25 protein-coding genes are annotated in these 22,701 nt (G+C 51.4%); all 25 read right to left on the bottom strand.

Translation table 11 applies throughout. From position 1 onward, the window contains the following. Positions 1–38 precede the first annotated feature (38 nt). The 25 genes from GQS10_RS04455 to GQS10_RS04335 all read right to left on the bottom strand — a co-directional run bounded on the left by GQS10_RS04455 (position 39) and on the right by GQS10_RS04335 (position 22,651). Positions 39–1,133, bottom strand: coding sequence for a prephenate dehydrogenase (locus tag GQS10_RS04455; protein ID WP_166239400.1), 1,095 nt, complete (start codon positions 1,131–1,133; stop codon positions 39–41). After that, entirely contained in the window at positions 1,130–2,236 is a 1,107-nt protein-coding gene (gene hisC / locus GQS10_RS04450; RefSeq protein ID WP_166239398.1) for a histidinol-phosphate transaminase, read from the bottom strand. Before hisC ends, GQS10_RS04455 begins: the two co-directional genes overlap by 4 nt. Before the next feature lie 119 nt (positions 2,237–2,355). Next, positions 2,356–4,062: a methyl-accepting chemotaxis protein gene (locus GQS10_RS04445; RefSeq protein ID WP_166239396.1), complete on the bottom strand. Its 1,707-nt coding sequence runs from the start codon at positions 4,060–4,062 to the stop codon at positions 2,356–2,358. A gap of 223 nt (positions 4,063–4,285) precedes the next feature. Beyond that, complete coding sequence (gene sda, locus GQS10_RS23770; RefSeq protein ID WP_166239394.1) at positions 4,286–4,492, bottom strand: sporulation histidine kinase inhibitor Sda; 207 nt, start codon at positions 4,490–4,492, stop codon at positions 4,286–4,288. A gap of 276 nt (positions 4,493–4,768) precedes the next feature. Then, positions 4,769–5,581 carry a tryptophan synthase subunit alpha gene (gene trpA, locus GQS10_RS04435; RefSeq protein WP_166239392.1) on the bottom strand — a complete coding sequence of 271 codons (813 nt, stop codon included), beginning with the start codon at positions 5,579–5,581 and terminating at the stop codon, positions 4,769–4,771. Beyond that, a complete protein-coding gene (trpB, locus tag GQS10_RS04430) occupies positions 5,574–6,770 on the bottom strand; it encodes a tryptophan synthase subunit beta (protein WP_166239558.1) in 1,197 nt (398 codons plus the stop codon). The genes trpA and trpB overlap by 8 nt, the downstream gene beginning before the upstream one ends. 5 nt (positions 6,771–6,775) lie before the next feature. Next, on the bottom strand, positions 6,776–7,546 hold the full coding sequence (locus tag GQS10_RS04425; protein ID WP_166239390.1) for a phosphoribosylanthranilate isomerase: 771 nt from the start codon (positions 7,544–7,546) through the stop codon (positions 6,776–6,778). Between the two features lies 1 nt (position 7,547). Beyond that, positions 7,548–8,351: an indole-3-glycerol phosphate synthase TrpC gene (gene trpC / locus GQS10_RS04420; protein WP_166239388.1), complete on the bottom strand. Its 804-nt coding sequence runs from the start codon at positions 8,349–8,351 to the stop codon at positions 7,548–7,550. Beyond that, the gene (trpD, locus tag GQS10_RS04415; protein ID WP_166239386.1) at positions 8,341–9,381 is read right to left on the bottom strand and encodes an anthranilate phosphoribosyltransferase; all 1,041 of its coding nucleotides are present in this window, start codon (positions 9,379–9,381) and stop codon (positions 8,341–8,343) included. Before trpD ends, trpC begins: the two co-directional genes overlap by 11 nt. Before the next feature lie 27 nt (positions 9,382–9,408). Beyond that, positions 9,409–10,950 (bottom strand): anthranilate synthase component I, encoded by a 1,542-nt coding sequence (gene trpE, locus GQS10_RS04410; protein WP_166239384.1) that lies wholly within the window; start codon positions 10,948–10,950, stop codon positions 9,409–9,411. Positions 10,951–11,261: 311 nt separating this feature from the next. Further along, on the bottom strand, positions 11,262–11,636 hold the full coding sequence (aroH, locus tag GQS10_RS04405) for a chorismate mutase (protein ID WP_166239382.1): 375 nt from the start codon (positions 11,634–11,636) through the stop codon (positions 11,262–11,264). 3 nt (positions 11,637–11,639) lie between these two features. Further along, positions 11,640–12,734: a 3-dehydroquinate synthase gene (gene aroB, locus GQS10_RS04400; protein ID WP_166239380.1), complete on the bottom strand. Its 1,095-nt coding sequence runs from the start codon at positions 12,732–12,734 to the stop codon at positions 11,640–11,642. Between the two features lie 17 nt (positions 12,735–12,751). Then, a complete protein-coding gene (aroC, locus tag GQS10_RS04395; RefSeq protein ID WP_166239378.1) occupies positions 12,752–13,915 on the bottom strand; it encodes a chorismate synthase in 1,164 nt (387 codons plus the stop codon). A 181-nt stretch (positions 13,916–14,096) separates the two neighbouring features. After that, on the bottom strand, positions 14,097–14,273 hold the full coding sequence (locus tag GQS10_RS04390; protein ID WP_166239376.1) for a hypothetical protein: 177 nt from the start codon (positions 14,271–14,273) through the stop codon (positions 14,097–14,099). A gap of 73 nt (positions 14,274–14,346) precedes the next feature. After that, positions 14,347–15,132 (bottom strand): CheR family methyltransferase, encoded by a 786-nt coding sequence (locus GQS10_RS04385; protein WP_166239374.1) that lies wholly within the window; start codon positions 15,130–15,132, stop codon positions 14,347–14,349. A gap of 138 nt (positions 15,133–15,270) precedes the next feature. Next, complete coding sequence (gene ndk, locus GQS10_RS04380; protein ID WP_166239372.1) at positions 15,271–15,714, bottom strand: nucleoside-diphosphate kinase; 444 nt, start codon at positions 15,712–15,714, stop codon at positions 15,271–15,273. A 29-nt stretch (positions 15,715–15,743) separates the two neighbouring features. Continuing rightward, the gene (gene hepT / locus GQS10_RS04375) at positions 15,744–16,724 is read right to left on the bottom strand and encodes a heptaprenyl diphosphate synthase component II (RefSeq protein WP_166239370.1); all 981 of its coding nucleotides are present in this window, start codon (positions 16,722–16,724) and stop codon (positions 15,744–15,746) included. 13 nt (positions 16,725–16,737) lie between these two features. Next, positions 16,738–17,595: a menaquinone biosynthesis protein gene (locus tag GQS10_RS04370; protein WP_341805003.1), complete on the bottom strand. Its 858-nt coding sequence runs from the start codon at positions 17,593–17,595 to the stop codon at positions 16,738–16,740. Beyond that, a complete protein-coding gene (locus GQS10_RS04365; RefSeq protein ID WP_166239366.1) occupies positions 17,592–18,200 on the bottom strand; it encodes a UbiX family flavin prenyltransferase in 609 nt (202 codons plus the stop codon). The genes GQS10_RS04370 and GQS10_RS04365 overlap by 4 nt, the downstream gene beginning before the upstream one ends. After that, entirely contained in the window at positions 18,197–19,069 is an 873-nt protein-coding gene (locus GQS10_RS04360) for a UbiA-like polyprenyltransferase (RefSeq protein WP_166239364.1), read from the bottom strand. Before GQS10_RS04360 ends, GQS10_RS04365 begins: the two co-directional genes overlap by 4 nt. Then, entirely contained in the window at positions 19,066–19,782 is a 717-nt protein-coding gene (locus GQS10_RS04355; protein WP_166239362.1) for a demethylmenaquinone methyltransferase, read from the bottom strand. The genes GQS10_RS04360 and GQS10_RS04355 overlap by 4 nt, the downstream gene beginning before the upstream one ends. Positions 19,783–19,795: 13 nt before the next feature. Continuing rightward, on the bottom strand, positions 19,796–20,653 hold the full coding sequence (locus GQS10_RS04350; RefSeq protein ID WP_166239360.1) for a heptaprenyl diphosphate synthase component 1: 858 nt from the start codon (positions 20,651–20,653) through the stop codon (positions 19,796–19,798). A gap of 91 nt (positions 20,654–20,744) precedes the next feature. Further along, a complete protein-coding gene (locus GQS10_RS04345; RefSeq protein WP_166239358.1) occupies positions 20,745–21,272 on the bottom strand; it encodes a hypothetical protein in 528 nt (175 codons plus the stop codon). A gap of 93 nt (positions 21,273–21,365) precedes the next feature. Beyond that, positions 21,366–21,587 (bottom strand): trp RNA-binding attenuation protein MtrB, encoded by a 222-nt coding sequence (gene mtrB, locus GQS10_RS04340; RefSeq protein ID WP_166239356.1) that lies wholly within the window; start codon positions 21,585–21,587, stop codon positions 21,366–21,368. 131 nt (positions 21,588–21,718) lie between these two features. Then, on the bottom strand, positions 21,719–22,651 hold the full coding sequence (locus tag GQS10_RS04335) for a phosphatase PAP2 family protein (protein ID WP_243734946.1): 933 nt from the start codon (positions 22,649–22,651) through the stop codon (positions 21,719–21,721). Positions 22,652–22,701: the final 50 nt, after the last annotated feature.

Raw genomic sequence — 22,701 nt, 5'->3', positions numbered from 1 at the left:
CTACCTTATCGAGTAGTACGGCGTCAGGTTCATATTCGTTAAAGATTGACTTCGTAGCCAAGCTGCTTCAGCAGCGGCACCGCCCGTTCCTGGTCCTCCGCATCCGCAAAAGATAAACGCAATACCCCCGGCACATCGAGCCTGCTCTCCATGATATGAATATTGCGCAAATTAATCTTATGCTCGCCAAGAATCGACGCAATCCTTCCAATGACCCCCGGATGATCGGGGATGTCTACATAGAGGTCATACTGGGCGGTGATGATGCCCTTCCGGCGTTCCGGAAGCTTCCGCCTGAAGTCGCCCGATTCCGTAAACTTACGGATAATCTCCTCGCCATCCCCCTGCTCCAATACACGGACGAAATCGGCAATTTCACGATTCCAATCCTGAAGCAGCCTGAGCATGACATCCCGATTGCTCAAGAGGATATCACGCCATACGATCGGATCGCTCGAGGCGATTCTCGTGATATCGCGGAAGCCGCCTGCTGCCAGCTGCTCATGAAGCCCATTTTCTCCGTTATACCGCGCTACCAGTCCTACTAACGCCACCGCGATAATATGCGGCAAATGGCTGATTGCCCCTACGATATCGTCATGCTTCTGCGGATCCATCGTCACCAGATTTGCCCTTGTATGAGCAAGCAGACCTTGAAGACGCTGGATTGCATCCGGTGGTGTTGCTTGATCCGGAGTCAGCACATAATAGGCGTTTTCATATAGCAGTGAAGTAGCTGCTTCCACCCCCGACTGCTCTTTACCAGCCATCGGATGGCCGCCGATAAAGCACACACCTTCAGGAAGCTGAATTTGTTGAGCACAATGCGCGATATTCGCCTTTGTACTGCCGACATCGGTAATGATGCAGCCAGGGCGAAGCGGCAGCTCCGCCAAACGCTGCAGGTACGATTCAAGCAAGCCGACCGGAACGCAAAGGAAAATAAAATCCGCGCCTTCCGCCGCTGCCTCGAACGAGGTTGTCGCTTCGTCAACAACCTCCCGTTTGACATATTTTTCTACGGAAGCTGGGTTGGACGAATGACCGACAACATGAAAACCAGGCTTGCCCTTAAAGCAAAGGGCGAGCGAGCCGCCGATCAGCCCTACTCCGTAGATTGTAATTTTGGTCATACCTGCTCTGCCACATCCTCAAGCACTTGTTCCAACGCACTAATAAATTTCTCGTTTTCTTCCTTGCTGCCGATCGTCACACGGAAACATGTTGGGAAACCGATCGAGGCCGTATGTCCTCCACGCACGATAATCCCCTTACGCAATAATCCTTCATAGACCAGTTTTGCGTCACGCTTCGCATCTACCAAAATAAAATTGCCATGCGCAGGATAATAAGCAAGGCCCAAGCGCGAGAACTGCTCGGTTAAATAGAGCAGACCTTCATGATTTTTTCTACGGCAATCTTCGACAAATGCTTGATCCTGAACAGCAGCCAATGCGGCAGCCTGTGCAAAGCCGGTCGTATTAAACGGCTCGCGCACTTGATTAATCGTATGAATCACATCGGGATGACCGATGCCATAGCCAATACGGAGCGAGGCCAGACCGTAGCATTTCGAGAATGTGCGGAGCACGATTACGTTTTTATATTTCTCCGCCAGCTCTAGACTGCGCGGGTACTCTGCGGAAACGATATACTCGTAATAAGCCTCATCCAGCACAACAAGCACATGGGAAGGCACTTTGTTAAGGAAATCAACAACCTCTTCATGAGACACGATCGTGCCGGTCGGGTTGTTCGGATTGCAAATCCAAACCACTTTCGTTTTTGGCGTTACGCGAGAAAGCATCGCAGGCAGATCATGTACGCCATCTTTCAAAGGAACCTCGATAACCGAAGCATTTTCAATTTCAGCATTATGCTTATATTGAGGGAACGTCCGGTCCGCCATGATCGTTTCATCGCCCTGCACAAAGTAAGCGCGGGCAATCATCAGAATGACCTCATCGGAGCCGGCCCCGAAAATAATTTGATTCGTTTGTACGCCAAGATGCTGCGCCAGCGCCTTCGTTAGCTCAACGCTTGCTCCGTCCGGATAAACATGGGCCTGGTCGACATGCTTGACGATCGCCTCCTTCGCCTTCGGCGAACAGCCGAACGGATTTTCATTCGAGGCAAGCTTTATAACCTCCGTTAATCCGAGCTCCTGTTTCACCTCATGGATCGGTTTTCCCGGCTGATACACCGGCAAATGGACGATATTCGATTTTGGCTGCATGGCGATCCCCTCTTCTAATTTGTCGCGTTAAAGCGCTATGGTCCATTGTCTCATACTTCACGTTGAATGTTAAGACATATTTTTGCGCAGCGACGGTACCTCTGACTCCATTCTGGCGGCTATACCTTAAACCGTGCGGTTAGCCTTTGCAGCTCACCGGCCAAATCCGCAAGCGAAGCCGATGAAGCCGATACCTCTTCCATGGCCGCCAGCTGCTCCTGCGTTGCCGCTGAAGCCTGCTGCGAACTTTCCGCAGCCGATAATGCAGTACCAGCTATAAGCTCTATAGAACGGTTTACCTGTCCTGTCTGGTCCGTCATTTGTTTCATAAATGTACGAATATCTGAAAGCTGATCAGCGACTTTATGAACACTGCTCTGTATCGCTTGGAAGGATTCATTCGCCTGCTGAACGTAATGGGACCCGCCCTGGATTTCATTTGCCGCCTCCAGCATAGAAGCGGAAACCTGCTGCGTGTCTTCTTGGGTTGAAGAAATAAGCTCCGAAATCTCTCTAGCGGATTTGGCCGACTGCTCCGCCAGCTTCCTGACTTCGCCGGCAACAACGGCAAAGCCTAAGCCGTGCTCCCCCGCTCTCGCCGATTCTATCGCAGCGTTTAAAGCCAGCAAATTGGTTTCTTGTGAAATGGACGAAATCACATCAACGATTCGCCCAATGGCCGCGGAGCGTTCCGTCAGTTTCTCTATGGATGAAGATAAACCGCTGATTTTCGCTTCAATGAACCGCATATGTTCATTCATTGCCTCTAAAGAAGTAACCCCCGCTCCTGCCCGCTTCATTGCTTCTTCAGCGTTGACGCTTACCTCCTCCGAACGGCCGGTTACTTGTATTACATCCTCCGCCATGCGTTTCATTGCGGCCGCGCTTTCTTCAATACTTCGCACCTGCTGCTCCGCGCCGTTCGCCACCTCATGAACCGCCCCGGCGATATGCTCTGTCGCTTGGCTTGTTTGCTCCGCGCCGGCATGCAGCTGTTCAGAAGAAGCGGCCACCTGCTTTGCAGTAATGTCTACCTGCCGAATCATTAGCTGCAGGCTGCCGAGCATGCGGTTGAAGGTAAGAGCAAGCATTCCCGCTTCATCCTTGCTGCGGATATGAATCTCTTTCGTTAAATCCCCTTCACCGTCAGCAATTTCGGCCATTTGAGCATTCACCAGCAGAAGCGGGCGAATCACTCTGCGCACAAGAAGCACAATAGCAGCGATAAACAGTAGCCCAGTTAAAAGCATGGCAAGCACAATTTCTATTAAAATGACTCGGACGTGGCTTTGAATCGCATCTATTGTCGGGCCGACAAGCCACATGCCAATAATGGTACCCGTTCCATCCTTAATCGGCCGATACAAGGTTAGATGCTTTTTCCCAAGGATATCTGCTTCACCAAGGAAGGACTCCCCTGTTTTCAATACAACATCTGTAATCTTCGAATCAGCTTGGGTCCCAACCGCACGCTCCCCATTGAGTTTCACATTTGTCGATATTCGTGTATCCCCAAGAAAAATCGTCACAGTTCCCCCGGTAATGCTCGACATCGAATCAACAAAATCATCATTTCCATTCATTTCAAAATCACCTTTAAACAGCTTTCCATCCCTTACACTCCAGTTGCCCGGATATTGTCGGTCGAGCCAATTATAGCCCAGCTGCGAAACCGCTTTAACTCGCTCTTCATATATTTGCTTCATCCCTTTGGTTATTTGCTGATAGGCTACAAAGCTAACGATCACAATTAACGACAAAATCGCACCGACAAATAACAGCGTCAGCTTTCCCCGCATATGTAATGGCCATAGTCTCTGTTTCATCGTATGCACATCCCTCTGATGTTTTTTTTACAGCTACTTGTAAAGGATATGCGAACATAATTTCTTCTTCTGTTAGCTTTGTCACTGCGAAATACGCCGATATAAACAAGAAGACACCCATGCGGAAGACATGGATGCCCTTTTAGAGTTTGAATAGTGGTTACAGCAGAGTGAGCAATGGTAGAAAGTAGGCGAGGCTCCGAGACCTTCGGCTTACCTTTCTTTAACGCGTTTTGGAATCCGTACAACGGCCATCCGGCATTGTTTTGGTAAGAGTTTCCACAAGCAGAGGACATAATTTCCCCTCCATTTGTCCTCGCCGGAGAAGTTCGGAAACAAGGAGGTCGATAAAATCAGGTTCACATCCGACGAAGGTAGCATCAAAGTACACTTGGCACAGCTGGTTGTCGCTTAGCCTAGGAAAGTTCATCTTCGCCCCACCCTTCCTGCCTTGTATAAAATAATAAATCTGGTTCTGATTTCCTATATTAAAAAAAGTATAAACATAATAGGTTGCGTCTGCATTATCATTAAAAACAATTATAATCTTCTTGACAAATATTCCTAAATATACTTATTCCCTAACGATTCGCTGTGGTGCTTTACAGACATAAAAAGCGCACCCCTTAGAGGAATGCGCTTTACGTTTACTACGAATAGGTAATACGATGGTTAGTGAACTCATATTAGGACAGATAGGAAGCTTTTACACTTTAAACTGCTTAACGAATTCGTAAATTTGGCGAAGGCCTTCTTGCTTCGTTTGCGGGTTTTCCAGAAGCGGCAGCACCTCTTCAATTTGGCGCACGATCGCGCTGCCCACAATAACTCCGTCGCCGATTTCGCTCATTTGCTGTGCCTGCTCACGGCTGGAAATACCGAAGCCGATGCCGACAGGCAAATGCGTAGCCGCCTTCACCGAGGCGATAAACTCCTGGATACCTTCGTAAAACTGCGAACGAACGCCCGTTACCCCGAGTGAGGATACACAATATACGAAACCAGCCGCCTGGGAAGCAATTTTGGAAATTCGCGTATTGGATGTCGGCGCCACGAGCGGAATCAAATGTATGTTGTGCCGCTGAGCAAGCTCTCGCACCGGCGCATCCTCCTCGATTGGCAGATCCGGGATGATTAAGCCGGAGATGTCATTTTCAACAAGGAGATCGAACACCCGCTCCAAGCCTACTTGAAGCAGCGGGTTGTAATAAGTGAATAGGATAAACGGCAAGCTTACCCCTGCTTGGCGTGCCTTGCTGGCAACACCAATACAGTCGACCACGTGAATCCGATGCTGTAACGCACGCAGCGAAGCGCGCTGAATCACCGGACCGTCCGCCAGAGGATCGGAATAAGGGACGCCCAGCTCGATCATATCGGCGCCGGCTTTTTGCAGCTCCTGCAAAATTTCTACGGTCGTATCCACGTCGGGGTCGCCGACCGTCAAAAACGGAATGAGCGCCGTGCCATTCTCGGCCCGAAGCCGCTCAAACGCCTGATCAATACGATTCTCAGACACCTGCGTTCCCTCCCAAATACCTCATAATCGATTCGACGTCCTTGTCGCCGCGTCCGGACAAGTTTACCACGATCATCTCATCGCGGCTCATCGTTGGGGCCAGCTTCAGCACATGCGCAATCGCATGCGCGCTTTCCAGCGCAGGAATAATGCCTTCCTTGCGGCTAAGCAGCTGCAAAGCCTCCAGCGCCTCGGAATCCGTAACCGGCACATAGTCGGCCCGGCCGGTATCCTTCAAATACGAGTGCTCAGGCCCGATGCCCGGGTAATCGAGTCCGGCTGAAATCGAGTGCGCTTCCTGCACTTGGCCGTACTCATCCTGCAGCAGGTAGCTCATCGAGCCTTGGAACACGCCCGGCCGTCCTTTTGACATCGTTGCCGCATGCTGCTCCGTGTCCACGCCCTTGCCGGCAGCTTCAACGCCAATTAATCGGACGCTCTCGTCTCCGACGAACGGATAAAAGATGCCGATCGCGTTGCTTCCGCCGCCAACACAGGCGACTACGGCGTCCGGAAGACGACCGCACTGCGCAAGCGACTGCTTGCGCGCTTCATCACCGATTACACGCTGAAAGTCGCGGACCATCATCGGATAAGGATGCGGGCCGACAACCGAGCCAAGAATGTAGAAGGTGTCGTGCACGTTGGCCACCCAATAACGCAGCGCCTCATTGCCGGCATCCTTCAGCGTCCGCGTCCCGCTCGTTACCGGAACAACTTCAGAACCAAGCAGGTTCATACGGAATACGTTAAGCTGCTGGCGCTTCGTATCCTCCTCGCCCATAAACACCTTGCATTCGAGGCCAAGCAGCGCAGCGATTGTCGCCGTCGCTACCCCGTGCTGTCCCGCGCCGGTTTCCGCGATGACCTTCTTCTTGCCCATACGCTTGGCAAGAACGCCTTGGCCGATCGTATTGTTGATTTTGTGCGCGCCGGTATGGTTCAGATCCTCGCGCTTTAAATAAATTTTCGCGCCGCCCAAATGCTCGCTAAGCCGCTCTGCATAATAAAGCGGTGTCGGCCGCCCGGAAAACTGCTGCTGCAGCTCTTGGATTTCGTTCAGGAAGGACTCATCCTTCATATAATGGCGAAACGCCTGCTCCAGCTCCTCCAGAGCATTCATCAACGTTTCCGGCACATATTTACCGCCAAATTTACCAAATCGTCCTTGCTCGTCCGGCACATTCATTAGACTCACGCCCGCTTCACCCTTTCAACAAATTGTTTGACCTTGCTTTTATCCTTCACGCCGTCCGTTTCCACACCGCTTGACACATCGACCCCATCGGGGCCGTAGGCTTCAATCAGCCCGGCGACATTGTCTGCATGCAGTCCTCCGGCTACCCATAGCGGGATGCCCCTGCTTCGGCACCAATGTAAATAGGGAGGGATTTTATCCCAGGAAAAAGCCTGTCCGGTTCCTCCGTGCGTCACTGGATCATGGGTGTCCAGCATAAATCCGTCCACTTCCGCTGCATAAGGAGCCAGCTGTGCCTCCACCGCTTCCTCCGTAAGGAGTTCGGTATCCCCAAGCTGTACAGGCAGCACCTTTACAAGCCGCACAGATGGCCGTGCCTGCTTTACCCTGCTGCAAAATTCCGGCGGCTCGCTTCCGTGGAGCTGTGCAATATCGAGGCCCGCCGTGTCGATCACGTGAAGCAGCTCCTCGTACGCCGGATTGACGAACACGCCCACGGTTTTCGGCACACGTGACCCGGAAGCCTCATCCGCCCCGTGAGCCTTGACCGACGCCTGCTCCTCCCCGGCAGCCTTTCCTGCCGAACGAAGCAGCCGCGTGAGCTCTCCGGCCTGCTCGGCCGTCACCCTTCGCTTGCTTTCCGCAAAAACAAAGCCAATATAGTCAACCGGCAGCTCCGTCAGTGTCTCGAGAATCTCGGGATGACGGATGCCGCATATTTTCACCGTCGGCCGCGCTGAATCCGAAGCCTCTTTCACCTTCGGCATATCAGCTTCCACTCCGCTCTGAAGCAAGCGGCCCCATCAGCGAAAACACCGCTTCTTCTACATTCGGCTGGCGCATAAAATGCTCGCCGATCAGCACGGCGCGCGAGCCCGCGTCATAAAGCCGGTTTATTTCCGCAGGAGCTGAAATCCCGCTTTCGCTGACGACCATTTTCCCTTTCGGGATGATCGGAATGAGCTGTTCCGTTACCGCCAAATCCGTAACGAAGGTTTTTAAATTGCGGTTATTAATTCCAACGAGCGATACATCCTGCTCCAAAACGCGCTCCAGCTCTTCGCGGTCATGCACTTCGACCAGCACATCCATGCCGATGTCTTTCGCCAGTCTGTGGAGCGACTTAAGCTGTGCATCCGTAAGAATTGCGGCAATGAGCAGGATCGCGTCAGCACCGATCACTCTCGCCTCCAGCACCTGCATTTCATCAATGGTGAAATCCTTGCGCAAAAGCGGTACCTTAACCGCCTCTCTTACCAATGTTAAGTAGTCCGCCGCGCCTTGAAAATGCTTTACGTCGGTAAGCACGGATATGCAATCCGTTCCGGCCCTCTCGTAAGCTTGAGCAAGGGTCACCGGATCGAAATCTGCGCGAATCAATCCCTTTGAGGGGGATGCTTTCTTCACCTCAGCGATCAGCCCCATTCCGCGCTTCCGATCATGCAGCGCCCGCTCAAAGCCCCGGCATGCCGGCAGCCCGGCAATTCGGCGCTCCAGCTCCGCCGAGGTGACCCTTTCCTTTAATTCCTTAACCTCTTCCTGCTTATCGGCAACAATTCGATCAAGATACATGAGCCATTTCCCCCGTCAACTGAATAAGGTCCTCCAGCTTGCGCATCGCGTTCCCCGAATCGATGGCTTCGGCTGCAAGCTTAACCCCCTGCTGCAGCGTCCCCGCCGCTCCTGTTACAAAGAAGCAGGCGCCTGCATTCGCCAGAACCACCTCACGGCAGGCATTACGTTCTCCCTGCAGCACGGCGCGAATAATCTCGGCGTTATCCTCCGCATCGCCTCCGGCAATCTCCTCCACCGGATACTGGCGGAGTCCAAGGTCATCCGGAGTCAGCTTATAGGTGCGAATCGCCCCTTCCTTCAGCTCCGTTACCACTGTCGGTGCCGAAATGCTGATTTCATCCATGCCGTCATCGCTGGCAACGACCATAGCTCTGCGGACGCCGAGCTCGCGCATGACATGAGCGACAAGCTCCGTCTTTTTCTGATCGAATACGCCCATCAGCTGGCGGTCGGCGCCGGCCGGATTCGTAAGCGGACCAAGTAAATTAAACGCCGTTCGGATGCCCAGTTCCCGGCGAGGACCCGCGGCATGCTTCATGGATTGATGATACACCTGAGCGAACATAAAGCAAAGACCAAGCTTTTCCAAGCAGTGAGCCGCCTGCTCCGGTCCGAGACCGACGTTAACACCGAGCGCCTCCAGCACATCGGCGCTGCCGCTGCGGCTCGACATCGCGCGGTTGCCGTGCTTGGCTACGCGAATGCCTCCTGCCGCCGCGACGATGGCCGAAGCCGTTGAAATATTAAAGGTCCCCGCCCCGTCGCCGCCCGTTCCGCAGGTATCGAGCAAATCATCCCGGACCGTTTGTACTCTGGGAGCTTTCAGACGCATCGCTTCGGCAAAGCCGGTAATTTCGTCGATCGTCTCCCCCTTCATCCGGAGTGCTGTCAGCAGGCTCCCGATCTGTGCCGGTGTTGCGACTCCATCCATTATTTCCGTCATGACCTGACGAGACATGTCCCGCTCCAAATCCGATCCTTCCACAATCGCGTTAATCGCCTGCTGGGTCAGCGTTTTCGTTGCCATACGTTTCCCTCCGATCTATCCCCAAGTTTAATAATAATCCTGATTCACCTTGCCCGCGGACTGCGAATCCCTCGTAAACATCATTTCCGCCGCGCGAATCGACTTGAGCATTCCTTTTGCTTTGTTCACGGTTTCCATATATTCATTCTCGGGCACGGAATCCCATACAATGCCGGCACCCGCCTGTACATAAGCTTTTCCTTCTTTAAAAATTATCGTGCGAATCGTAATGCATGTATCGAGATTGCCCGAAAAGCCCAAGTAACCGATTGCTCCGGCATAGGCGCCTCTTGCCTCCTTTTCAAGCTCGGCAATGATCTCCATCGCTCTCAGCTTTGGTGCACCCGATACCGTTCCAGCCGGAAGACAGGAGAGAAACGCATCAAAGAAATCACGATCCTCACGCAGCTCGCCGGATACATGCGAAACAATGTGCATTACATGCGAGTAACGCTCAATTTCCATAAAGGTGTCACAGCGAACAGAGCCCGGAACCGAAACCCGCCCGATATCGTTCCGCCCCAAATCGACCAGCATCAGATGTTCCGCGCGTTCCTTCTCATCGGCCAGAAGCTCCCGCTCAAGCTCAGCATCCTTCTCCGGCGTTGCTCCGCGCGGCCTTGTACCGGCGATTGGTCGCGTATGCACGCGGCCCTCTTCGACACGGACAAGCAGCTCCGGCGAGGCGCCTACGATAACCTCCTCCCCCATTTTCAAATAATACATGTAAGGGGAAGGATTCACCGTGCGCAGCACCCGATACACATGCAGCGGAGACACGGTCGTATCCAGCTCAAAACGCTGGGACAGCACCACTTGAAAAATATCGCCGGCGCGAATATATTCCTTGGCTTGATCCACGTTTGACAGGAAGCGCTCTTTAGTCAAGTTGGAACGCATATCATCCAAGTGGATGTCTGCATCTGCCGGAACGGCCCGCGACGGAATTGCCGGAGCTACGGGCGCCTGAAGCCTCTCGATCGTGCGGTCGATTTTGGCGCACGCTTCCGCATACGCTTCCTCCGTCTGCTCGGCTCCGGCTCCTTCCGGGATGTGCGCATTCGCTACCACAAGCATCTGCTGCTTCAGATGGTCGAATACGATCACCTGATCGCAAAACATAAAATTCAAATCGTCCATATTCATATCGTCGGCCGGATGGGAAGGCAGCCGCTCGTAATAGCGAAGCAGATCGTATCCGAAGAAACCAACCGCCCCTCCGGTAAACCGCGGGAGATTCGGAAGTGCCGGACTGCGGTATTCTGACAGCAGCTGCTTAAGCCCTTCCAAAGGCTGATCCTTCAGCAGCTGCTTGCGGCCGTCCCTCTCCACCTCGATCGTACCCTGCTTCCCGCGCAAACTCATGAACGGATCAAAGCCGATGAACGAATAACGCGCCCATTTCGCACCGCCCTCTACACTCTCGAGCAGAAAGGCATGCGACTCCTCGTGAAAATGCTGGAACACGCGTATTGGCGTCTCCGTGTCCGCGAGCACGCTGCGGACGACCGGAATGAGATTATAGTGATCCGACAATCGCTTTACTTCGTTCAAATCGGGCGTATACATACGAAACGGCCTCCTTAGGTCCTGAAACATTCTTATACTGAACGAGCATCGCAGCAGCTGCAGAAAACGAAAAAGCCCCTACGCAGGGCGTAGAGGCGGATAAGTCCAGTCCGAATAAGAAATTGACAAATACGCAAATAAGCATGGAAACACATGCAGCTTCACGTCATTCACCAATGGATTTGCGAAACATAGGCTTTCGCATCATAAGAACTCTACTCGGCTCACTTCCAAAACTCTCTCAACTCTGCTCTGCTCTTCACTCAACTATTCTTATATCACTATACAAAAGCTGCGGTAACGCGTCAACCTTATTTTGCCTCTTTGGATAAATCAGGCCGAAGCGCCTTGGCCCGGTTCATATAAATATGCTTGATTTCATCCTGTCCTTTGGTTGTATTCACCATTACCATAAACCTTATACACATTGGCAGGCTGTTTTGCACCGGAATTTCCATCGAACACATCAGCGGAACAAGCTCCCAACCGCTTAGTTTACGGATTGCACCTGCCGGAAACGCCGCATCCAAATCGTGGGTTACCGTAATAAAAACGGAAGCGATCTCATCAGGCACGACTCCGTTGGCCTGCACGATTTCGTCAAGCAGCTGTGAGGTCGCCTGTAAAATGTCCTCCTCTGCATTGCGCTCCACCGTAATTGCCCCGCGAATTCCCCTTACCATCATGCTCTACGCCTCCCGTTTCAATTCCTCTACCGTTTCTCTCACCCATTCCGTCGGCACATCCGGATTGATTTCCACTTGTCCGATGGCTGTCGGAATAATAAACACCATATTTCCATGCTTGAATTTCTTGTCATGCATCATCGCCTTCATGATCTCATCTGTATCAAGATGAGGCGGCAGACGGACCGGAAGCTCAACGCTCTTTAAAAGCCGTTTTGTCGTTTCATAAATCGACGCCGGATGGCCAAACCGAACCGCCAGCTTCGCAGCGCCGACCATGCCGATAGAAATCGCCTCTCCGTGCAGCAGCTCCCCATAACCTGCAACGGCCTCGAGCGCATGCCCGATCGTATGGCCTAAATTGAGAATCGCTCGAAGATCGTTCTCTCTTTCGTCGCGGGAGACCACAATCGATTTCACCCGGCAGCCATGATATAAAGCATGCTGGAGCGCTTCGGGCTCCAGCTGCAGCAGGTCCTTCGCATGTTCTCCGCACCATTCGGCGAAAGCTTCGTCCCAAATGAGACCGTGCTTGACAACCTCCGCAAGTCCCGAGCGAACCTCCCGAGGAGGAAGCGTGAGCAGCGTATCCGTATCGTAAAGCACCATCTGCGGCTGATGAAACGCGCCGATAATGTTCTTGGCCATGTGGTGGTTAACGGCCACCTTCCCGCCGACGCTGCTGTCATGCGCCAAAATTGTTGTCGGGATTTGCACAAAGCGAACCCCCCGCATAAAGCTGGCCGCCGCAAAGCCGGCCAAATCACCGACAACGCCGCCGCCAAAGGCGATAATAGCGGAATGCCGGTCGAGCCCCGCTTCGAGTGCTGCCGTGACGATGTCATTCAGCATTTCCAGCGACTTGGACTTTTCCCCCGAAGGCACGATGAACGGAGTGACCCGGTATCCACCATCCTGCAGTCTTGCAACAACCCGATCCAAGTGAAGCGCTTCTATGGAAGAGTCTGTGACGATCAAGTGTGGCGATTTGTCCGGCAAATGCTGCTTGCGAAAGTATTCAGCGACATCATTCAGAAGACCGCTGCCGATATAAATCGGATAGGAACGGCTGCCCAGCTCTACTTTTAGTTCTCTCACGCCGAACCCTCCGTATATTAATATTGTTCGATTTGCTCCAGGTAGTTCTCGTAATTCGCACGGATTTCTTCAAGGGAATCGCCCCCGAATTTCTCCATAAAGGCGTTCGCCACTTCCCATGCGATTACGTTTTCCATAATAACACCCGCCGCCGGCACCGCACATGTATCGGAACGCTCCACCTGCGCCGTGAACACTTCCTTCGTGTCAATGTCGACGCTTTGCAGCGGCTTGTACAGGGTCGAAATCGGCTTCATGACGCCGCGAACGACAAGAGGCATTCCCGAAGTCATGCCGCCCTCAAAGCCGCCAGCGCGGTTGGAGGCCCGCTTAAAACCGCCGTCCTGGGAATACACAATCTCATCATGCACCTTGGACCCGCGAAGCTTTGCCGCTTCAAAGCCGATGCCAAATTCCACGCCCTTGAACGCCTGGATCGACACCACCGCCTGTGCGATACGTCCGTCCAGCTTGCGGTCCCACTGCACATGGCTGCCAAGACCAACCGGCAAGCCTTCAATAATTACCTCAACAATTCCACCCAGTGTATCTCCGTCCGCTTTCGCCGCATCGATCGCTTCGATCATTTTCGCTTCCGCTTCCTTGTCGGCAACGCGCACCGGAGATTCCTCCGTAATTTCGCGAAGCTCGTCAACCGATACATCCATGCGATTTACTTCAATGTCACCGATCCGGATGACATGGCTGACCGTACGAATCCCGAATTGGGCAAGCAGTTCGCGGGCAACCGCGCCGACTGCCACTCTCGCCGTCGTTTCTCTGGCGCTCGAGCGCTCGAGAATATTGCGCATATCTCGTTGATTGTATTTCAATCCGCCGTTCAAATCGGCATGGCCTGGACGCGGGCGATTGACACGGCGCTTTGCTTCGGAATCGTCCGGCACCGGATCCGCACCCATAATTTGTGTCCAATTTTTCCAGTCATTATTCGACACCACGAGCGCGACCGGCGCTCCTGTTGTTTTGCCATGACGCACGCCGCCAACGATTTGCACCGTATCCTTCTCGATCTGCATCCGGCGACCGCGGCCGTGCCCTTTCTGTCTTCTTGCCAATTGTTCATTAATAGCTTCCGCAGCAATCGGCAGATTGCTCGGCAAACCTTCGATTATCGTTGTTAATTGGGGCCCGTGGGTTTCCCCAGCCGTTAAAAATCTCATGTTGCTTCCTCCCTCTCCCGGAACGCTTCCGTTCCCTTGGCGCTTTAGCGCTTTTATGCGGTAAATGTCTTGTCGTTTATTATAGTACACCCTTCCATCCTTGACAACCAAAAGAAGGGAGCCTGCACAGAAAAAAAAGCACTTCATCCCGCCAAATGCGGCGTGAAGTGCTTTCCGCTGCTCATTGATTGACCAGTGTTCCTGTAGGCTGCTGACGTCGTACGCTTGGATGGTCGGCCCATTCCGGCTCGTTTACCATTCCCATAAGCTTTAGGGAATCAATGCCTAAAATTTGCGCACATTCCTGAATGGTAATAAAACCCCGGCGATAGGCGTTGATCACTTTACTTTTGTCCATAACATCCTCCGAGTAATTTCAGGTTCACTCATAGTATTGGAAGATATGGAAAAACATATACGAACGTTTTCAGTTATACGTCGGCGACCTTCCGGTAAAAGAACGTATCCATCGGCTCCAGACCGTATTGTCCCGGTGAAAAAATTTGCTCGGTGCTGCCGACAAACAAAATGCCTCCGGTGCGAAGCGCCCGGCTGAACTTGAAATACAGCTTATGCTTGGCTTCCTCTGTAAAGTAAATCATCACATTCCGGCAAACGATCAAATCAATATTTGTATCAAACGCATCGGTTAGCAGATTGCCTTTTTCAAACTTAATATTTTTCTTTAACTCGTCGGAAACTGCGAAAAGCTCACCTTGCTTGGAAAAATATTTATTCACATATAAAGGAGGAACATCCTTCAAAGAGCGATCAATGTACACGCCGCGCTTCGCTTTTTCAAGCGCGCCGGTGTCTAAATCCGTAGCTGTAATCTGCACCTGCGGAAAGCCTTTTTGCTCTGCGGCAATCATTGCGATCGTATACGGCTCTTCCCCTGTCGAGCAGGCAGCGCTCCACAGCTTGACCTTACGGCCGGTGCGAAGAAGCTCCGGGACGATCTTTTTCTCTACAATTTCCCACCTGTTCGGATTGCGCCAAAATTCAGAAACGTTAATTGTCATGCGGTCCAAGAACTCGTGAAGCACTTCCTTGTCTTTAATCATCGCGTCAAAAAATGATGCGAAGGTGTCATGACCGCGGCGCTGGCGAAGTGTCGTCAGCCTCCGCTTCATCTGCGCTTCCTTGTATTGGGCTAGGTCAATGTTTAGGTGCTGATTCACTTTTTGGATAAATAGGAGAAAGTCTTTGTCTTCCATGATGATCCCCTTTATACGAAGTATCCGATAACTATTCCACGTACCCGGTGAAAGTTCCTGCTTGTAAACATTTCTCTCTTCACAAAAAAACATCCCGGACCGCCGAAGCATGACCGGGATGTATGCGAGTACAGAGGCTTACAGCCACTTCTGAACTGCGCGGGTATAGGTAAGAAGCTCATCTGGTTTAAAGAAGTTGGAAATTTCCCGTTCTGCGCTTTCCGGAGAGTCCGACCCATGAATTAAATTGCGGTTCGTATGTGCCGCGTAATCGCCGCGAATCGTTCCCGGCATGGAATCCAATACATTCGTTTTGCCCATCATCATACGGGATATGGTAATTACATCGTCGCCTTCCCATACCATGCCAAAAACAGGTCCCGAAGTAATAAAAGAGACGAGGTCCTCAAAAAAAGGCTTGCCCAGATGCTCCGCGTAGTGCTTTTCCGCCTGCTCTCTGGTGATGTTCATCAGCTTTCCGCCGACCAATTGAAACCCTTTGCGTTCGAATCTGCTCACAATCTCTCCAACTAATCCACGCTGCACGCCATCCGGTTTTACCATCAGAAATGTTCTTTCCATCTTCCAAAACTCCTCTCGATTATAATCGATTAATAAGAGCGGTTCCCGACGAATAGAGCAATTTCGCGCATGTACTCTTTGCTTTTGTGGTCCGGGAGATCATCCAGAGCCGCAATCGCTTTATCGATATATTTTTGGGACAAGTGCTCAGCTTCTTTAATGCCGCTGCTGCGACGGATTTTCTCGATAAGACCCGGCACTTCGGCGTACGCCCTTTCCCCGCCCTCTGCAATTTGGTCGAGAACGCGGATAATATCTGGCCGTAACTGCTGATCGCGCAGCGCGTAAATGACCGGCAGCGTAACGTTGCCCTGCCTTAAGTCGCTGCCCGGCGGCTTGCCGATCGCGTCCTCGGTACTCGTTAAATCAAGCACATCGTCACGGATTTGAAACGTCATCCCTACGTTATAGCCAAATGAATATAGCGTTCGGCATACCGACTCCGGAGCTCCGGCTGCGATCGCTCCCAATTGACAGGAAATCGCAACCAAAAGTGCCGTTTTGCGGCGGATGCGCAGCAAATAATCCCGGACCGACTGCTCGTGCCGGTAAAAATAACGGATCTGCTCCATTTCACCGATGCACATTTCTACCATAGCTTTAGACAAAATCGTATGTATTCGCGGATCATCCAGCTCTGTTATGACGTTTAACGCCTTGCCTAAAATATAATCGCCCGTATACATCGCAATCCGGTTGTCCCACTTCGACTTTACCGTTAGCTGACCGCGCCGAGTCTCCGCATCGTCAATGACATCGTCGTGTACCAGTGTCGCCATATGGATGAGCTCCAACGCGACGGCTACCAATTTTAACCGCTCGATATCATAATTCCCAAAACGGCCTGCCATTAAAACAAACACCGGCCGAAGGCGCTTTCCTCCCGCTTTCAGCAGGTGCAGTGAGGATTGGTTCAGCATCGCGTGATCGGTTCGCACCGCCGCTTCGAGCTGCTTTTCGATATAATCCATATCTTTTTTAAAATGGGTATAAATCTGCAAAAGTTTCATTCATTCACCTGCATTACCAAGAGTCTTGGCTCTCCTGCCAAAGGACAGGTTCCACAAGCCGGGGAAGCAGCCCAAGCTCGTAAGCAAGCCGGAAATACAACGTTAATCCTGCTTTTTCGGCCGCTCCGAAATCGTAACGGAGACCCGAAAAATACTGCTTCCAAAATCGTTCACTGCCTCCGATTTGAAGCATTGCACGATGGATCATATCCTGAGGCAAGGTTAGCCCCATTTGCTTGCACCGCTGAAATTCCTGGACGATATCCGCAATAAGCCGAGGATAGCGGTCCGCCGCATCCCGGCGAAGCGCCCAGACTGCATAGGTCATACCATATCCTGAGAATTGTTTCCATTGTTCCCCAAGATCCGTAACAAGATACCGCCCCTTGTTCGCCCATTCCGCACGAATGGCATCATCCCCGATCAGCAATGCTGCTTCGCAGCACTCCATCATGGCATCGAGATTCGGCGTCGAGGGCTCATAAACAGGACTTACCTCGTAATATTTGTGCATTAATATTTTCAGCAGATTGACCGAGGTAGCCGACGTTGTAGTCACTGCAATCGAACGGCCGTCCAGCTGCCTCACCGGTACCCGGTGGAACAACAATATGGAACCGACCTTTCCATCGGAGCTGACCGAAAGATCCGGCAGGAGCAGGAGCTTGTCCGCATGCTCCGCATAAGCAAAAGATGAAACCGCGCTCAAATCGATATTGCCTTCGGCAAGTCCGCGATTCAGCTCCGAGGGCACTCTGCGGATCATTTCCACGCGCCCCTCCAACGCTGCACCCGGAAAATCGTAAAACAAAGGCCAAGCATTCGTGTAGTTAATTTGGCCGATTTGCAGCGGCCGACCATTTTCGCTCACGAGCGATCTCCCCATCTTTTGTATAAATCATGATCGATGTCCATGCAATCCAGTACTTTTCCCACCATAAAATCTATCATCTGCTCAATCGATGTCGGCTGGTGATAAAAGCCGGGCATGGCCGGCACGATGGTTGCGCCCATTTGCGCCAAGGTCAGCATGTTCTGTAGGTGAATGGCATGGACCGGCGTTTCTCTGGGAACTAGAATGAGCTTACGCCCTTCCTTCAGCATGACATCCGCCGCTCTTTCCAGTAAATTGTCGGACAAACCGCCGGCAATTGCCCCAAGGGTCCCCATCGAACACGGAATAACGACCATTCCTTTCGTTCGATAGGAGCCGCTGGCAATACCCGCCCCAATATCCTGGATCGGGTAATACCTCCAGCTGCCGGGCAACCCGTCGAACTTTGCCTGTAGTGTTTCCAGCCGGTTCGTTACCTGCCAGCCATGCTCGTCCTTCAGCACCCGCCAGCCTGCATCGGTAATCACCAGACGCACCTCTTCACCAAGCGACAGCAGCGCCTCACAAAGCCGAATCCCATATACAGCCCCGCTAGCTCCGCTGATCCCGACAATCCACGGCCTGCTCGCTGCTTCGCTCATGAATGAAGCACCACCACATCCATAAATGTAAATACAAACATCACCATGCTAAGCACACCGTTCATCGTAAAGAACGATAAGTTCACTTTCGACAGATCATTTGGATTTACCAGCCGGTGCTCGTAAATGAGCAGTAAATACGAAACGACAGTACCCAATAAGTACAGCCAGTTTAAATCCGCCAGCAAAAACAACAGCCCAAAGCCCGCTGCGGTAATAGCGTGAAACACTCTGCCCGTCATGAGCGCAGCTTTTAATCCAAATCGGCTTGGAATGGAAAACAGCCCTTCCTTACGGTCATAATCGATGTCCTGACAGGAATAAATCAAGTCAAAGCCGGCAATCCAAAATACGACAGATACATAAAGTACAAGAGCGGTCGCGTTGATGCTGCCCGTAACGGCCACCCAGCCTCCCAATGGAGCCAAACCGATGGCCAAACCAAGCACGAGATGACAAAGCCATGTAAACCGTTTTGTATAGGAGTAGAACACTAAAAAGAAGACCGCGATCGGCATTAATTTGACGCACAAAGCGCTTAACTGCGATGCCGCGATGTAGAGCAGCAGGAAAGAAGCCGCGATAAAAAACAATACTTCTTTCGAGGACAGCAGTCCTGCCGGAATCGCGCGCATGGCCGTCCTTGGATTTTTAGCGTCAATCGCTTTATCGACTACACGATTGAGGCCCATCGCCGCCGATCTGGCTCCAACCATCGCAAGCGTAATCCAGCCGATTTGCGGCCAGGTTGGAAGCTGGCCAAACGTAGTTACCGCGCCAAGTATCGCTCCCATGAAAGCAAACGGCAGGGCAAAAATCGTATGCTCGAACTTTATCATTTCTAGAAAAATTTTAATTTTGCTTATCATAGCTCAGTACCCTTCTTGCCGATATGTAATGCCGCAATTCCTCCAGTTAACGGGTAAACCTCAACATGCTGAAGCCCTACCTTTGAAAATAAGGCGGCAAGCTGCTTATGATCCGGAAATTTCGCCAGCGATTCAGGAAGCCACTTGTACTGTTCATAGCTCTTCACTGTCAGTTTGGCGATCTGCGGCAATATTCGCTGGAAGTAAAAATAATAAAGAGATTTAAACGGCTCCCACACAGGTTTGGAAAGCTCTAAACATACAACGCTTCCTCCCGGCTTGACAACCCGCTTCATTTCGCTCAGTACCTGCTCAAAATCCGGAACATTGCGAAGGCCGAAGCCAATTGTCGCAAAATCAAAGGAGTTATCCGCAAAAGGAAGCTCCATCGCATTCCCATGCACGAGCGTAATTTGCTTGTCCAATCCAAGCGCTTTAATTTTCTTATCTCCAAAGCTAAGCATATTTTGGCTGAAGTCAAGACCCACAACAGAGCCGGTTCCGCTTGCCTGAGCCATAGCGACCGTCCAATCACAGGTGCCGCAGCATAAATCAACTGCCGTTTGCCCCGGCTGCATGTCCATTTTGCGCATGGTAAAACGACGCCAAGCTTTATGTCGTCCGAAGCTTAAAACGTCGTTCATCAAGTCATATTTAGGGGCGATTTTTTCAAAAACCGCATGTACGAATTTTTCTTTTGCTTTTCCTTCCAAGCTGCATTCCACCTTAAATTTCTTCGAGACACTTTGGAGCGGCAGTATGTCTAATAAACGGCTCTCCAATCGCAAACAATTCCTTATGTAAGACCTCTGAATCCACTCGCCCTATCGCTATCTGTACAGCATCCCATTGCTCGCGAAGCATCGAAAGCAGCTGTGTCCGAATATTATACTTCAGCAGCAGGCCCTTCACCTTCTGCACATCCAAATCCTCTGCTGCAATTGCTTTTTGTTCATCCTTCTGCGCATGACCAAGCAGATGCCAATAGGCCCAGCTGCCGCGGAAGCTCTCTGCCGATTCGCTGCAAGTCAGCTCCTTCAGCAGCACCTCGCAGCGTGTAAAGCCGCATAAAATATCGGGCCATAAGGATCTGTACGGCTCCACCATCTTTTGCGCCAGTGATAAAAACAAGCCGGAACGTATATCGACATGGTGCTCGATATATTCATCGGCAGTCAGTTTACTTTGATTCATCTTTGCATATAAGTTCATTTTCAGGCGATTGACCTCGCAAATGGCCTGTGAAACCTGCTGTACAACGTCCACATGTCCCGCTTTAGAGAGCAAATGATAGAATCTGCTGCTGAAATAATCCCCCGCCAGCACACGCATCTGCCGGGCTAAAAACGCCTTCTTCGAAGAAACCTGCTCCTCGGTGTCCACCAGCTCGTGCGTATCGAGTCCTAATTGAACGAGGGAAACGGCCAGCGAGTTCACTTCACCGCTGTTTTCATTCGGCCGACCGGCCTGCAAAAACGAATACAACAGGCGGGTACGAAATTCCGGAAATTCAGGCAAATCCGTATTTTTCTGAATCATATCATATTCGGTATATTTTTTGGCTATTTCCGAGACTTGATACATGAAGCAGCCTCCAATACTGTACTAAGAGCAAAAACCTGCTGAGAATCCTTACTATTATAACACAATACGAATCAAGACGCACACGCATCGGTCATGTTTCTGGCCGCCACTTCGGACCCCAGTTCAACGGAATTTCTTTTCCAAGCAATTCGCGGAATTTCAGTTTTTTTTCTCGAAGCTGTGTCAACGTTTCTTCGCTTAGATGACTCCGGCTCGCTTCCATCGCAACAAGCAGCTGATTGCTTCCTCCTTGGCTTGGATCCTCGAGCACCCGGACGAGTACACCCTTTACGTTCTGCTTTTCCATAATTCCCAGCTGTGCGAGCTTCCCTAGGTCCTCGTACAGCTCTTCCGTCATCCTCTCTTCTTTAGTTAACAGATCGACGGATAAAATACTTGAGCTCCAATCCACCCGGCGGATTTCGGAATGAAGCGGCAGCTTCGCCAGCTCATTCACCGCGGTTTCCGAGGTCATCGGCATGGTCGGCTGCGGCTGAAACACTGACCGGTCCTCCTGGAGCATCCTTCCCTTGTCCTCCAATTGCGGCAATAAAGATAAAGAAAACGCGATTCCGATCGATATGATCGATGCGGCTGCTAGACGAACGAACCACGCCATTTCCCGATTCCTCCTCACAACGTCCCTTATCTCATTTTACAATGCAAAAGGGCAGGCTATGCCTGCCCTTTCACCGCCGGGGAACATTTAGGACTACTCGTCGGTTTGAATATTCCCGTATTTCGTCATAATCGTCGCCTTGCCCCGGATTTTCACAGCCGATGTGTGCTCCGTGAACTGCGCGATCATGACCTCACCTTTATCCAGCTTTTCCGTATGATGAAAGCGGGTATCCTGTCCGCGCGTCAGCCCGATGACATGGACCCCGTTCTCTTTTGCCTTAATAACAAAATAATCATTTGTTCCGCCTTCCATTTACGTCCCCTCCTCCTCTGTCTTCAATTTCCCGCCTGCATTGCTCTTGTTACAATATAACGGACTTTTCTGATGAAAGCAACGAAGGCAAAAAAGGCATTCCCTTGTCGCAGGGAACGCCTTCATTTACATTATACTGTTGTTGTTGCGGCACCTAATTCCGGTTTCGGCTGCGGCGCCTGCCAAGCCTGCTTTACACGAGCCGGCATCAGCTTTTCTTTGACCAAGTATACGATTCCGTCCGCCAGCTTGACGACGCCATACGCAAAGAGCATTCCCGCAAACAAATCAAGCACCCAGTGAATTTGTAGGTAAAGCGTCGACCATATGATCGAGCCGCAGTACACAGCCATCACCCATTTGAAGACCGGATCCTTCTGGCGCAGGGCAAGCAGCATCATCGCAAACGCAATGGATGTATGCATGCTCGGAAAGCAGTTCATAACCGTTACAAGCTTCGCATTTTCATCGGCAAACTCACGAAGCAGCAGGTCCGGCTGACCTTTCACCCACCAAACCTCACGAAGTAAAATCAAATTATAAAACGGCAAAATGAGCGGCAGTTGCATGATATGGCCGGACAAAACGAAACGGAACATATCGGCTAATCTGCCCGAAAACACACAGTAAATAATCCCCAGCCATAGAGGCAATACGAAGCCCAAATTGTAAATCCATCTCATATAGTAATCAAGGGTATCCCAGTGAAAGAAACGGGCCCAAGCCGCGTCGTTGAGCGGAATGGAGCGCATAAAATCGTCCCATACCCAAATATGCTTGCTGTTTTTAAATAAGCTGTCCGCAATTCCCCACCAAAAACCGGGCCCGGACTTACTCACGAAATAAAATACGACAAGTGTCGGCACAACCACGGCAAAAAAATACGGACTCATTTGTTTATTGGCATACTTACGCACTCCGATTAAGCAAACCAGTAAAAGCAGCCAAGCCTTTTTGTCCCAATGAAACGATAAACCGATCTGCCAAATTAAAAAGATGGAGGCTAAAATACCAATCATGGACCAGTCTATACCTTTAAGGGCTGCTAACCATTTTCTTGTCATATGTTTCCCCTTCACGACATTAATCAAACCGTAATCAACTATATGATAAT

The sequence above is a fragment of the Paenibacillus turpanensis genome, from assembly GCF_011421635.1.
Classification (GTDB): Bacteria; Bacillota; Bacilli; order Paenibacillales; family YIM-B00363; genus Paenibacillus_AK; species Paenibacillus_AK turpanensis.
Note: the sequence above shows the minus strand (reverse complement) of the source record. Positions and strands in the feature narration are given on the sequence as shown.

What these genes read in the sequence shown, in the direction of transcription:
- mtrB (WP_166239356.1), bottom strand. Translation starts at nt 21,587, where the DNA reads ATGGAAGGCGGAACAAATGATTATTTTGTTATTAAGGCAAAAGAGAAC.
- GQS10_RS04350 (WP_166239360.1), bottom strand. Translation starts at nt 20,653, where the DNA reads ATGTATCAAGTCTCGGAAATAGCCAAAAAATATACCGAATATGATATG.
- trpD (WP_166239386.1), bottom strand. Translation starts at nt 9,381, where the DNA reads ATGGCAACGAAAACGCTGACCCAGCAGGCGATTAACGCGATTGTGGAA.
- ndk (WP_166239372.1), bottom strand. Translation starts at nt 15,714, where the DNA reads ATGGAAAGAACATTTCTGATGGTAAAACCGGATGGCGTGCAGCGTGGA.
- aroH (WP_166239382.1), bottom strand. Translation starts at nt 11,636, where the DNA reads ATGATGGTAAGGGGAATTCGCGGGGCAATTACGGTGGAGCGCAATGCA.
- GQS10_RS04360 (WP_166239364.1), bottom strand. Translation starts at nt 19,069, where the DNA reads ATGATAAGCAAAATTAAAATTTTTCTAGAAATGATAAAGTTCGAGCAT.
- GQS10_RS04425 (WP_166239390.1), bottom strand. Translation starts at nt 7,546, where the DNA reads ATGCCGAAGGTGAAAGAGGCTTCGGATTCAGCGCGGCCGACGGTGAAA.
- GQS10_RS04345 (WP_166239358.1), bottom strand. Translation starts at nt 21,272, where the DNA reads ATGGCGTGGTTCGTTCGTCTAGCAGCCGCATCGATCATATCGATCGGA.
- GQS10_RS04385 (WP_166239374.1), bottom strand. Translation starts at nt 15,132, where the DNA reads ATGGAAGACAAAGACTTTCTCCTATTTATCCAAAAAGTGAATCAGCAC.
- hepT (WP_166239370.1), bottom strand. Translation starts at nt 16,724, where the DNA reads ATGAAACTTTTGCAGATTTATACCCATTTTAAAAAAGATATGGATTAT.
- GQS10_RS04390 (WP_166239376.1), bottom strand. Translation starts at nt 14,273, where the DNA reads ATGGACAAAAGTAAAGTGATCAACGCCTATCGCCGGGGTTTTATTACC.
- trpC (WP_166239388.1), bottom strand. Translation starts at nt 8,351, where the DNA reads ATGTATCTTGATCGAATTGTTGCCGATAAGCAGGAAGAGGTTAAGGAA.
- GQS10_RS04365 (WP_166239366.1), bottom strand. Translation starts at nt 18,200, where the DNA reads ATGAGCGAAGCAGCGAGCAGGCCGTGGATTGTCGGGATCAGCGGAGCT.
- GQS10_RS04335 (WP_243734946.1), bottom strand. Translation starts at nt 22,651, where the DNA reads ATGACAAGAAAATGGTTAGCAGCCCTTAAAGGTATAGACTGGTCCATG.
- trpB (WP_166239558.1), bottom strand. Translation starts at nt 6,770, where the DNA reads ATGAATGTGCCGGACGAGCAAGGACGATTTGGTAAATTTGGCGGTAAA.
- GQS10_RS04455 (WP_166239400.1), bottom strand. Translation starts at nt 1,133, where the DNA reads ATGACCAAAATTACAATCTACGGAGTAGGGCTGATCGGCGGCTCGCTC.
- aroC (WP_166239378.1), bottom strand. Translation starts at nt 13,915, where the DNA reads ATGAGATTTTTAACGGCTGGGGAAACCCACGGGCCCCAATTAACAACG.
- GQS10_RS04445 (WP_166239396.1), bottom strand. Translation starts at nt 4,062, where the DNA reads ATGAAACAGAGACTATGGCCATTACATATGCGGGGAAAGCTGACGCTG.
- trpE (WP_166239384.1), bottom strand. Translation starts at nt 10,950, where the DNA reads ATGTATACGCCCGATTTGAACGAAGTAAAGCGATTGTCGGATCACTAT.
- sda (WP_166239394.1), bottom strand. Translation starts at nt 4,492, where the DNA reads ATGAACTTTCCTAGGCTAAGCGACAACCAGCTGTGCCAAGTGTACTTT.
- hisC (WP_166239398.1), bottom strand. Translation starts at nt 2,236, where the DNA reads ATGCAGCCAAAATCGAATATCGTCCATTTGCCGGTGTATCAGCCGGGA.